General features: G+C 41.7%; 11 protein-coding genes. 2 read left to right on the top strand and 9 right to left on the bottom strand.

From position 1 onward, the window contains the following. Positions 1-6 precede the first annotated feature (6 nt). The 5 genes from hemW to gpr form a co-directional block, all read right to left on the bottom strand. A complete protein-coding gene (gene hemW / locus ACSBQP_RS01040; protein ID WP_435028110.1) occupies positions 7-1,146 on the bottom strand; it encodes a radical SAM family heme chaperone HemW in 1,140 nt (379 codons plus the stop codon). A gap of 114 nt (positions 1,147-1,260) precedes the next feature. Further along, a complete protein-coding gene (gene lepA, locus ACSBQP_RS01035) occupies positions 1,261-3,099 on the bottom strand; it encodes a translation elongation factor 4 (RefSeq protein WP_008342476.1) in 1,839 nt (612 codons plus the stop codon). A gap of 165 nt (positions 3,100-3,264) precedes the next feature. Further along, positions 3,265-3,597 (bottom strand): YqxA family protein, encoded by a 333-nt coding sequence (locus ACSBQP_RS01030; RefSeq protein WP_017358024.1) that lies wholly within the window; start codon positions 3,595-3,597, stop codon positions 3,265-3,267. Positions 3,598-3,610: 13 nt separating this feature from the next. Further along, positions 3,611-4,819, bottom strand: a complete 1,209-nt coding sequence (locus ACSBQP_RS01025) for a stage II sporulation protein P (RefSeq protein ID WP_050827433.1) — start codon at positions 4,817-4,819, stop codon at positions 3,611-3,613. A 66-nt stretch (positions 4,820-4,885) separates the two neighbouring features. After that, a complete protein-coding gene (gene gpr / locus ACSBQP_RS01020) occupies positions 4,886-6,001 on the bottom strand; it encodes a GPR endopeptidase (RefSeq protein WP_008342483.1) in 1,116 nt (371 codons plus the stop codon). Positions 6,002-6,199: 198 nt separating this feature from the next. On the opposite strand from gpr, the gene rpsT reads away from it, so the two are divergent. Then, positions 6,200-6,466, top strand: coding sequence for a 30S ribosomal protein S20 (gene rpsT, locus ACSBQP_RS01015; protein WP_008342485.1), 267 nt, complete (start codon positions 6,200-6,202; stop codon positions 6,464-6,466). Positions 6,467-6,600: 134 nt separating this feature from the next. Here rpsT and holA read toward each other — a convergent pair whose 3' ends face one another. Then, positions 6,601-7,620, bottom strand: coding sequence for a DNA polymerase III subunit delta (holA, locus tag ACSBQP_RS01010; protein ID WP_017358025.1), 1,020 nt, complete (start codon positions 7,618-7,620; stop codon positions 6,601-6,603). 238 nt (positions 7,621-7,858) lie between these two features. Here holA and ACSBQP_RS01005 point away from each other — a divergent pair, with 238 nt between their 5' ends. After that, positions 7,859-7,993 carry a YqzM family protein gene (locus tag ACSBQP_RS01005; RefSeq protein ID WP_008342491.1) on the top strand — a complete coding sequence of 45 codons (135 nt, stop codon included), beginning with the start codon at positions 7,859-7,861 and terminating at the stop codon, positions 7,991-7,993. Positions 7,994-8,032: 39 nt separating this feature from the next. Here ACSBQP_RS01005 and ACSBQP_RS01000 read toward each other — a convergent pair whose 3' ends face one another. The 3 genes from ACSBQP_RS01000 to ACSBQP_RS00990 form a co-directional block, all read right to left on the bottom strand. Further along, positions 8,033-10,360 carry a DNA internalization-related competence protein ComEC/Rec2 gene (locus tag ACSBQP_RS01000; RefSeq protein ID WP_206116236.1) on the bottom strand — a complete coding sequence of 776 codons (2,328 nt, stop codon included), beginning with the start codon at positions 10,358-10,360 and terminating at the stop codon, positions 8,033-8,035. Further along, the gene (locus ACSBQP_RS00995) at positions 10,353-10,922 is read right to left on the bottom strand and encodes a ComE operon protein 2 (protein ID WP_008342495.1); all 570 of its coding nucleotides are present in this window, start codon (positions 10,920-10,922) and stop codon (positions 10,353-10,355) included. The genes ACSBQP_RS01000 and ACSBQP_RS00995 overlap by 8 nt, the downstream gene beginning before the upstream one ends. Positions 10,923-10,987: 65 nt before the next feature. After that, on the bottom strand, positions 10,988-11,623 hold the full coding sequence (locus ACSBQP_RS00990) for a ComEA family DNA-binding protein (RefSeq protein WP_076822245.1): 636 nt from the start codon (positions 11,621-11,623) through the stop codon (positions 10,988-10,990). Between the last annotated feature and the right edge of the window lie 18 nt (positions 11,624-11,641).

Genomic DNA, 11,641 nt, shown 5'->3' with positions numbered 1-11,641 from the left:
TGTCAATTATAACTCACCGAGAAACGCTTGAAATACTTCATTCCCTAACAATTTTCCTTTTCTTGTTAAACGAATGCCAATCTCATCCTGTTCAATGAGACCTTTTTCTGCTAATTCTTCAAGAATGGCGGGAAAGAGTGCTTCTGGTGATGCTCCAAATTTCGCTTGAAAGTGAGCACTTTTCACGCCTTCAATTTTCCGCAAACCTAAGAACATTTCTTCTTCAATCTGTTCTGCTTTTGTCACCTGATGCGTTTCCTTATATGGAAACCCTGTTTGTTCAATGAGCTCTAAGTAATGCTTCACTGGTCCAGCGTTCACATTACGGACGCCATCTACATACCCGTGCGCTCCTGCGCCAAAACCAAAGTAATCTTCGTTGCTCCAATAGGTGAGGTTATGCTGGCTTTCAAAACCTGGTTTGGCGTAATTGCTAATCTCATATTGTTTGAGTCCGTGCCGCTCCATTTCATCCATGACGAGCTCATACATTTCAGCCTCACGTTCTTGCGGTGGTAAATGCAGTTTCCCTTTTTGCATTAAATTGTAAAAAACCGTCTTCGGCTCGACAATCAGCGAATAAACCGAATAATGTTCTGCACCTAATGAAAAAGCGGTCTCTAGTGAATGCATGACATGATGCTTCTCTTGATGAGGCAAACCAAACATCAGATCAAGACTAATGTTGTCAAACCCAACTGCTCTTGCTCGCTCGAAAGATGTGAGAACATCTTTCTTTTGATGAACCCGTCCGATTTTTTTGAGCAGGTCATCTTCAAATGTTTGAACACCAAAGCTGAGCCGATTAACGCCTGCTGATTTTAAGACATTCAATTTCTCAAGCGATAGTTCGTCGGGGTTTGCTTCTACTGCAAACTCGCTTAAGTTTTTGGTTGGTTTTAATACGCGGTGAATGCTGTCCATAAGCTGATCTAACTGGCTGGTTGTCAGTGATGTCGGGGTTCCCCCACCAATAAAGATCGTCTTTAGTTCTTGCTCTCCTTTTTGATCGATCGTGTGCTGCATTTCTTTTTCAAGTGCGGCTAAGTATTCATCGACAGGTTGGGTTTTAATGAAAAATTTATTGAAATCACAATAGTGACAAATGTGCTCACAAAATGGAATGTGAATGTATGCTGCTTTCAATTATTGACACCTTCTTTACAGGTAAAGAGCCGCAGTTTATCGCTGCGGCCTCTTCGTTTGTTTTCGACTATAAACGTCAAGGCGAGCATTGTAAAGCAGGTTGCCTTGAGGATGTTATTTTTTCGGTGTGCTGTCGTCCATTTTCAGCACGGCCATAAATGCTTCTTGCGGGACTTCTACAGAACCCACTTGCTTCATGCGCTTTTTCCCTTCTTTTTGCTTCTCAAGAAGCTTTCTTTTCCGGGAAATATCTCCACCATAACACTTCGCTAGTACGTTCTTGCGCATTGCTTTAATGGTAGACCGAGCAACAATCTTTTGACCGATCGCTGCCTGAACTGGTACTTCAAAGTGCTGGCGCGGAATCAGTTCTTTCAGCTTTTCTACAATGATCTTTCCGCGTTCATACGCATAGTCACGGTGAACAATAAAGGAAAGTGCATCGATTTTTTCGCCATTGAGCATGATATCCATTTTCACTAGAGTGGATGGGCGATAGCCGATCAGCTCGTAATCAAAGGATGCATACCCTTTTGTATTGGACTTTAATTGATCAAAGAATTCGTATACGATCTCTGCCAGAGGAATTTCGTACACAATGCTCACGCGGTTTGCATCAAGATATTGCATATCAATGAAATTGCCGCGCTTTCCTTGGCAAAGCTCCATCACAGAACCAACATAATCATTTGGCACCATCATTGTTGCCTTCACGTATGGCTCTTCAATTCGCTCAATCTTTTGCGGATCAGGCAAATTGGATGGGTTATCTACAACAATTTTTTCTCCGTCTGTCATATACACATCGTAAATAACACTTGGCGCTGTCGTAATGAGGTCGATTTTAAATTCACGTTCAATCCGTTCTTGGATGATTTCCATATGAAGCATGCCAAGGAAGCCGCAGCGGAAGCCGAAGCCCAGTGCTTGGGATGTCTCTGCCTCATATTGAAGTGAAGAATCATTTAATTCAAGCTTTTCTAACGCTTCACGCAAGTCGTTATATTTCGCTGTGTCAATTGGATAAAGGCCGCAGTACACCATTGGGTTCAGCTTTCTATATCCAGGTAGAGCTTCTTTCGCAGGGTTTACCGCACTTGTGATCGTATCCCCTACACGTGTATCGCCAACATTTTTAATAGCAGCTGTTAAATAGCCAACATCTCCAACAGTGAGTTCGTCTGTTGGCATTGCTTTCGGTGTAAATACGCCGACTTCAAGCACTTCAAATTCTTTGCCTGTCGCCATCATCTTGATTTTTTGACCCGGTTTGACGGTTCCTTCGACAATTCGTATGTAAGCAATGACGCCACGATACGCATCGTAGAGAGAATCAAAAATGAGGGCTTGAAGTGGTGCTTCTGGATCTCCAGCTGGTGCCGGCACCTTTTCGACGATTTGTTCTAAAATATCCTCGATCCCGATGCCCGCCTTAGCAGAGGTAAGAACAGCTTCAGATGCATCCAACCCGATGACATCTTCAATTTCTTGTCTTACACGTTCAGGTTCTGCACTCGGCAGATCAATTTTGTTAATGATCGGCAGGATTTCTAAGTTGTTATCAAGAGCTAAATAAACGTTCGCAAGTGTCTGAGCCTCAATGCCTTGTGCTGCATCCACCACAAGAATTGCACCTTCACAGGCAGCTAGGCTTCGAGATACCTCATAGGTGAAGTCGACATGCCCTGGTGTATCAATCAGGTGCATAATATATTCTTCTCCATCCTTCGCCTGATATTTCAGCTGGACAGAGTTTAATTTGATCGTAATGCCGCGTTCACGCTCTAAGTCCATGGAATCAAGTAATTGTTCTTTCATTTCTCGTTGCGTAATCGCCGCTGTTTTTTCTAAAATACGGTCAGCCAATGTGGATTTCCCATGGTCAATATGGGCGATAATGGAGAAATTTCGAATTCTTGATTGCCGTTCTAATCGTTTTTCTTTATCTGTCACAATCTATCACTCCTACTATAAAACGCGGGTTGCGCTAGGTTAGATTATATCAATAGGGCTGTAAAGATTCAATCGAAATCAAGAAAAGCCGCTCATCGGTTAGCGGCTTTCATGAAAAGGTGTGATATCTTATGAAATAACATCCAACATGATGCTTACAACAGTTTATTTACCATTCACCCAATCATAAAGTGTACGGGCTGCATGCGTCATACCATCTGATAATGCTTTTCCGGCCTTAGAGAAGGCATTAAAGCTCTCCATTTCTTCTAGCTGCTTTTGTTTTTCTGCTAAGTCTTTTTGTGTGACAGCTGTTCCGAGGATAGAAGCTTCTTTTTCTTGATCATCATTCGTTTGGACAGTGAAGGCCCCTTTTAATTGCGGATCATGATACCCTTTCATTTGCAGCATGCCATTATTAGCTTGCTGCATTCCTAAAAAGACACCGAATAGCAATACGAGCGATAAAATAATGGTTTTTCCGATAAATGAGCCCATGTCCTCCACCACCTTAAGACCGTTTTTTCTCATCCTTTGCTTTGCCGTCTACCTTTTCTGCGTCCCAGAAAATTTCACTGAACACATCAGCTGCTGCATTGGATGCGTTTTTCAGTTCTTCCATATTATTATCCACACCGCCAAATTCTAATAGGAGGGCTTTGTCAGATAAATCTTGATTATAGATTCCATTATCACCAATTTCTCCTTTGGCAAACACACCGACACTAAGTCCTTTATATTTTTTCTCCATCAAATGGTGGAACTCTGTCGCCAGCTTTAAGTTTTTCTCATAGCTTTGATTCTTCTTCCCTACAACAAACGCGATTCTCGCATATTTCTTGCCTTTGATTTCTACTGTCGTATCTTTCTTTCTTCTTGAATCCCGGTGAATATCGATTAAGTAATCTAGGTCATCATTTTTAGCGAGAGCTTCTTTTACAACCAATCTGGATTCATTATATGATTGAGGATACTTCAACCCTTTTTTCAGCAGTCTTTTTTCAATTTCTGTTTTATCCACTGTGTTGCCGATTCCTTGCTGATCGAGCGCTTTACCAAACATCTCCCCGACAAGGGTGACGTTCACTTTTGAGTGGCGCGCATTGTTTGGGTTTGTTTCTCCTTTTAAAAATGGTAAATATGATTCCGTATTATGTGTGTGATAAATGTATACAGCTTTTCGTTTTCCTGTCGACTGGTCCGGCTCTTTTGCAGGCGTTTTCGGTTCATCTTCATCAAGCTTGTCCAGCTCAGCTAGATTTGCTTCTTTTTCATCTTTGATGACTTCACTTGGAGGCGGCGATTCCATTGGCATATTCGTGTAGTCTGTACCTTCACCTGCTAGGATGATTTTTGTATCAAAGTGTTCAAAGCCTGGCAGCTCTCTTCCTAGAAAACTGCGGGGGTCTTCTAAATTGATACTTGTGGCAAGTTTGAGTGACAGCCCGGAGAAATGAAATCCTTTTTGATCTTCAGGGACTGCTGAGGAAAAATATTGATTTTCCATCCCCATTAGAGTTGCAAAGAATGCCCCTGACAGCTCATCTGCCACACCATATAATGATGCTTGAGGCCTAAGCTCAGGTTTTAAAGACGTCAAAGCCCCTGACATGACAAACACAACCACCAGAGAGACAATAAACAAAAAAATACTCTTCACTACTTTTGTTCCATTAATCGCAACGACCAACTGTCGAGGACGGCGAGGTCTTTTTTTCATGATTTACTCCCTCCAGCACGCTTTCTAGTAATTACACTATGAGCGAGCTAGAGAAAGTAGAACTGATTAATGATTATAGGAACCCATGTTGTCTTGAGAGATTTTTTGATGAAGTGCTGTATTTAACCCATTGGCGAGGACGTTCGCCATGTCATCAATGAATGTATCCACTTCCTTCGGTGTGACCATTAGATTTTGTCCAAGCGGTGCAAGCACCTCATGGATCAACTGTCTTTTTTCTTCTTCAGGAAGCGTTCCGACGATTCCTAAAAAGGATTGACGCGTTTCATCATCTGGCAAATCTTCTTCATTCAGCACTTTTTTCTTGCCAAATGTCAGACCCGCTGGTACTAAAGATCGGGAAGGTCTATCATCTTTCAGTTCTCTACCAAAATGCTTTAACACGTAATCAATCGTGTCACTTGCGATCGTCACTGCATCGACCACTGTTGGTACACCAATGGCAATGACTGGAATCCCCAAGGTCTCTTTGCTTAATTCTTTTCGTTTATTTCCGACACCCGATCCTGGATGTATACCTGTATCAGAAATTTGAATTGTAGTATTCACCCGTTCTACTGCACGTGCAGCCAGTGCATCGATGGCGATCACAAAATCTGGTTTAGATCGTTCAATGACACCTTGTATAATGTCACTTGTTTCTATACCAGTCAGCCCCATGACCCCAGGCGATAATGAAGACACTGGGCGATAGCCTTCCTGCACATTCTCAGGCTGTAATTCAAATAAATGGCGTGTCACCAGCAAATTTTCAACTGTGAGCGGCCCTAAAGCATCCGGCGTGACATTCCAGTTTCCGAGTCCTACGACAAGACAGCTCGCATCCGCCTGAATGCCGTGATCTTTTAAAAATTGAGCAAAATGATGGGCAAAAACTTCAACCACTTTTTCTTGCATCTCAGAGTCTTTCTCCCGAATTCCTTGCGCCTCAAGCGTCAAGTATGTCCCTGCCTTTTTTCCGGTCAACTCTTCTCCTTCTGTCGTAATCTCCACAGTGCGGATGCGGATGCCGTGCTCTTCCTTCTCCTTCTCAACAATTCCTTGAATACCGTCCTTTTTGACCACATTCGGATCGTTCTCTTGTTCTAGTATCTCTTTTGTTTCAACGGCCAAATCGGTCCGGATTTGATAAGCGCTTAAATCAAGTTTCTGTTTCTTCATGAAAAGGCTCCTTCCATCAAGTAATTAACAGTAGTCTTTCCATCTCTTTCAAGAAACATTCGAGCGCTTCATCAATGAAAAATACTTTACATTTATATTGCATTCTAAAGGTGTGTTTGATAGAATACAATTTGTTCTATTGTGAAGATTTAACCTTAAGACAATTGTGTTTAGGTTGTATCTTAGGAGGTGAAACACATGCCAAATATTAAATCAGCGATCAAACGTACAAAAACGAATAACGAACGCCGTGCACACAACGCAACAATCAAGTCTGCGATGCGTACTGCGATTAAACAAGTTGAAGTTTCTGTAGCTAACAACGATGCTGAGCAAGCAAAAGCTGCTCTTTCTTCTGCTGCAAAACGCATTGACAAAGCCGTTAAAACTGGTCTTGTACACAAAAACGCAGCTGCGCGTTACAAATCAAGACTTGCGAAACAAGTAAACGGACTTTCTGCATAATGATTGCAACGCCTCAGTGATGAGGCACCTGTTTAACTGTACGTCCGTCCTGAACGGCCGAGCCTAAGGACAGACTGGCAATTATACATCTAAACAAAAACGACCCTCTTTTGAGAAGGTCGTTTTTTTTATGTTCAAGCCCCTAATAACCGAAGCAGGAACAATTCTAATAATAGCTGCTTGTCCTTTTTACCCGTTTTCATTTCATAATCAATCGTGGAGAGCTCTTTGACGATGTACTTTAGCTCTTCTTCTGAAAACAGTCTTGCCTGATCCATCGCGAGTTTGACCCGGAATGGGTGGACTTTCAGGTTTGACGCAATTTGTTTTTGCCCGTACCCCTGTTGAGCAAAGTACTTTGTCTGCAATATCAACCGAAATTGATTTGAAATGAGTGCCAATATTTTAATGGGTTCCTCATTTTGCTTTAGGAGGTCATAAAACATTTGCATCGCTTCAGACCGGCGCCTGTTCACGATTTGGTTAATCAGTTCGAAAATATTCTGCTCCAAACTTCGTGCAACGAGCTGATTGACATCCGCCAGCTCAATTTCCTCTCGCTGCCCAATATATGTACTTAGCTTTCGAACCTCTTGAAAAAGTGAGGACAGGCTCCCGCCACATAACATGACAAGCTGTTCTGCCGCTTCAGCCGAGATTGTTTTTCCTTCTGTTTTCACCAGGGTGATGGTGAAATCTGTTGTTTCTTTCGGATTTAACTCTTTCGCCTCAACCACAGCCGCTTTCTTTTTTAACAATTTGGTGATTTTCTTACGTTCGTCCAGTTTTTCATATGGCGCTAATAACACGAGAATCGTATAGGGTGCTGGCTTTTCTAAATAAGCTTCTAACACAGAAAGCTGATGCTCAATCTTTTCTTTTTTCTTTTCTGCAGTGAGGAAATAAGGGTTCTTGATCACAACGAGACGCCGCTCTCCCATAAACGGAAATGTTTCTGCGTCCGTCACAGCCTGCTCAAGCGGCACCTCTTCCATATCGAAGACAGAGTAATTAAAATCCTTTGTTTCTTCGTCGACGACAGCTTGTCTCAATTTTGCAGCTGTCTCTTGAAGTAAATACGTTTCTTTTCCATATAAGCAATAAACGGGATGGATATCCCCTTTTTTTAAATTGTTCCATACTTCAAAGACCATTCGCTTAAATCCCTCTCTTTCACTTCCTCCTCTATCCTAAAGTGTGTAGAGACATTAGTAAAGAGGAAGCTGAAAGTGCCGCCTCCTCATTTATAGTAAACGTCTCACGTAAGCTCCCGGGTCAGCTTACAGTCAGACGATATTCACAAAATGATCATGAAAATGGAAAACGGTTACTTTACCTTCTAGCAATTCCAAATGAGTTCAAGTATACTAAAAATAGCCAGGAGGGATGAAAATGAATGAATTTGAAAAGAATGTTCAAAGCAAGCGGAATGATGTGACCGACTCAGCTGTTGGTTTTATCGTCACATTCGGATTTTTCGCCTCAATGTTTATTTTGGCAACAGTGATACACCTCGTTGGATCTTAACTACATGAATGCAAGATGACTGCCGTTTTGGCAGTTTTTTTATTGATTTTGTAAGATATCATATGGAGGATGAGCGTAAAATGTTCCATCCTCTTCAAGAAATTCATAGGTCACACTTCCATCGATATCTGTACGATACACCTTTGTTTGATGATCATTTAATTTTTTCAAAACTTCTTGATGAGGATGGTGATACCGATTTCGTTCACCTGCTGAAATCAGTGCATATGACGGCTTCAAATGCTGAAGCCATTCTTCACTTGTTGATCCTTTACTCCCGTGATGCCCAACCTTCAAGACATCCGCTCGTAGCTTGGGGTAAGCTTGAATGATGTCTCGTTCCCCTTCTTGTTCAAGATCCCCAGTCAGCATAAAACGCTTACCGCCAAGCGTAAAGGTGAGGACCAGTGAATCATTATTTTTACTCGTCACCTGGTCACGTGCGGGATGCAGAACGTCAAATTTTTGTCCTCCAATTCTCAGCTGATCCCCTCTTTCCAACTCATCTACAGGAATCCGTTGATCAGCCGCTTCCTTTAAAAGCTGCGCATCCTCTGGATTTCGGGCAAAGCCTTTTGGGATTGCAAGGCGTTTGACTTTATTTCGCTTTATTAATCGCATCGCTTCTCCCATATGATCTTGATCTGCATGGGTAAGGATGAGGACATCAAGTTTTGCTATGCCTTTAGAATGCAGAAATGGAATAAGGGTTTGATCCCCAATTGTAGATACTTTACGTCTTTTTTTCCATGGCTCTTCTTCAAAAGAAAGTCTGCCTCCTGTATCGACTAATATATGCCCGGTTCGATAAGGTAACTGAATAAACAAACTATCCCCTTGTCCTACATCTAACATCGTGACCTCTCCTTTTTGAAGAAAATTCGGCGTGAAATAGTGTACAGCCAGCACACAAACGAGAATCAAAATCGGCACAAGATAAGATTTGATAGAAGTTTTACATTCCATCACAATGAATAGAAAAACAATGGAGGAAACCTCTAGGAGCACATGCCACCATGTCGATTTCATAAAAATGAGAGTAAGACTATCGTAAGCAGCCATGTGTGCAGACAATTGATGACTAAACTGGATCACCCAATCAAGCAGCTGAAACAGTGTTTGTCCAAGCGGAAGATAAATGATAGATAAAAGAAAAAAGAATAAGGACAGAGGCATGACAACCATTGTATAAAAAGGAACGAACATCATATTTAAAGGAACACTCAGCAAGGAAAATTGTTGAAAATAATATAAAAGAACAGGAAGCGAAGCAAGCTGTGCAATCAAGGAAATGAGAAATAACTGCATCACCGAACTTTTTGCTTTTGATAAAATACTAGTGGATAGCAAAATAAATAAGGTCACCACAAATGACAGCTGAAAACCGACATCAAATATATAAAGTGGTTGAATGGCTAATAAAAGCAAGAACGCTGCACTTAACACGACCGCAGAAGGCTGTTTCATTTCTTTTGGCAGGCTTGTGATGACTAAATAAATTCCAGCCATGAGACAGGCTCTTAACACAGACGGTGCAGCACCTGTTAAACAAGCATAAACCGGCAAAAAGGATATTAAAAGAATACGTGCTGTCTCTCTTGTCACGCCAGCGCGGAGTAGACACCAAAATAGACAAGCGAGCAATGTTTGAACATGAAGTCCTGAAATGGCTAATAAATGAATGATGCCAAGCATTTGATAATCTCTTAATGTATCAGGGTCTATTAAATCACGATCGCCAAAAATAAGTGCCTGCACAATCCCAACAGAATTCTTCGGAACGTGATCTTCTAGAAATTTCAACCCCTTCTGCCTAATAGATGAAAGGTCATGTGAAGGGCTGTCATGTTTCGTGCAGCTTTTCATAGACTGCGTTAAGAAAATAGCATCAATGCCTTTTGTTTTTAGAAATTGATCATATTGAAAGCCATTCGGTATGGTTGCATGTTTAGGCAACCGCATCTCACCTGTCATATGACAGCTCATACCTGGCCCAACATCTTTTAGTGCTTCTTTTTCACGCTCTGTTTGAATCGTATAAAATGCCGCTAGTCGACGATTCTCTGATGAAACAGTCGCTGAAAAGCGATTGCCATCTATTTTCGGGATCGTTTCAATCACAACCGAATGAGAAAATGCTTTTTCTTGCATGGGATGATCCGTTTCAAAAAACTGATGCACCATAAAAATGAGCATATAGATCGTTCCACACAAACTGACCATTAAAAAGAGCTGGGGTGTTTTTTTCAGCAGACTGAAAAGAAGAAATACTAGAAGAAAAAGGAGAAAATACAAATGAAGATGATATGCGGCCAGAGCAATTCCAGCAGCTGCTGAAATCGCCCCGAACGGCAAATACTTAAACATAGGAAGTAAATAATTGATTCGCCTTTTCATGCATTTGACGAATTTCTGTTTCGCTACGTCCTGATTCACTTAGTTTGCCTATTAAATCCGCAACAAAGGCTAATTTTTCTTGGTTTTTTAAGTCAATAATCATCTCATCTAATTCAACCTGTTCTGTTTGAACTCCGGCCTGTTCAAATAAATCAACAGCATATGGATGATTTTTATAATCCTTCGCATAATACACTGTTCGAATACCTGCTTGAATAATCGCTTTACAGCACTGCAAGCAAGGAAAATGCGTCACATATATTTCAGCATCAGCCGTTGGTGCACCAAATTTGGCACATTGTAAAATAGCGTTCATCTCCGCATGGATTGTACGAACGCAATGATGATCTATCACATAGCATCCTACATCTGCACAATGCACGTCGCCGGCAATGGATCCATTATATCCACCTGCGATGATGCGCTTGTCTCTTACGATCGTTGCCCCAACAGCTAGCCGCTCACAGGTGCTTCGCAAGGCAAGCAAATGGCTTTGAGCCATAAAATATTGATTCCATGAAATTCTCTCCACGAGCTGATCCCTCCAGAATGATGGTTGATATTAAGTGTACATGCCTTGCTTCTATACCGTCAATTCTACTTGACCGTCAGTTGATTTTTCAGCCGTTCAATGGTCTTCTCTCCAAAACCCGAAATATTCCCCAAATCTTCAATTTGCTGAAATTCTCCATGTTCTTCTCTATACGCAATGATGGCTTCCGCTTTGGCTGGGCCTATTCCGTTAATGGTCTGCAATTCCGCTGCATCAGCTTGATTGACATTCACCCCTTGACTCTGTTCATTTCCCGGCGGCGTATCAACCGCTGCTGTTTGTCCCTGCTTGTCACCTTCCCCCTTCTTTCGTACATAAATCATCATACTGTCCTCTAATTTTGCTGCTTGATTGATGTCAACTGTATCTGCCTTGCTCGTAAAACCACCTGCTCTTTTAATGGCTTCTTCAACTCTGTCCTCAGCCATAAATGCATAAACGCCCGGCTTCCGTACAGCTCCTTTGACCTCTACTACGATGGATGTTGGCTCTTTTTCTGCACTCTCTTGTTTTTCTTCTAATGTGACTTGCGTTTCATGTTGTTCTTTCAATACACCTGGCTCGGCGCTGCCTTTCTCTTTTCCTACTAAAAAGCAGAAACAGATGATGAGGATGACGAGGATAATGATTCCCGCTATCAGATAAAGACTGTATTTTTTCAACGAAATGAGCTGCTTCACTTGTTCACGCTTCTTTCA

This window comes from Bacillus sp. G402 (genome assembly GCF_051172515.1).
GTDB lineage: Bacteria > Bacillota > Bacilli > Bacillales > Bacillaceae > Bacillus > Bacillus altitudinis.
This window is presented reverse-complemented; position numbering and strand designations above follow the sequence as displayed.

Excerpts from the sequence above, each read along its gene's own strand:
- ACSBQP_RS01000 (WP_206116236.1), bottom strand. The coding sequence starts at position 10,360 with ATGTTTAAGTATTTGCCGTTCGGGGCGATTTCAGCAGCTGCTGGAATT.
- ACSBQP_RS01005 (WP_008342491.1), top strand. The coding sequence starts at position 7,859 with ATGAATGAATTTGAAAAGAATGTTCAAAGCAAGCGGAATGATGTGACC.
- ACSBQP_RS01030 (WP_017358024.1), bottom strand. The coding sequence starts at position 3,597 with ATGGGCTCATTTATCGGAAAAACCATTATTTTATCGCTCGTATTGCTA.
- holA (WP_017358025.1), bottom strand. The coding sequence starts at position 7,620 with ATGGTCTTTGAAGTATGGAACAATTTAAAAAAAGGGGATATCCATCCC.
- ACSBQP_RS01025 (WP_050827433.1), bottom strand. The coding sequence starts at position 4,819 with ATGAAAAAAAGACCTCGCCGTCCTCGACAGTTGGTCGTTGCGATTAAT.
- rpsT (WP_008342485.1), top strand. The coding sequence starts at position 6,200 with ATGCCAAATATTAAATCAGCGATCAAACGTACAAAAACGAATAACGAA.
- gpr (WP_008342483.1), bottom strand. The coding sequence starts at position 6,001 with ATGAAGAAACAGAAACTTGATTTAAGCGCTTATCAAATCCGGACCGAT.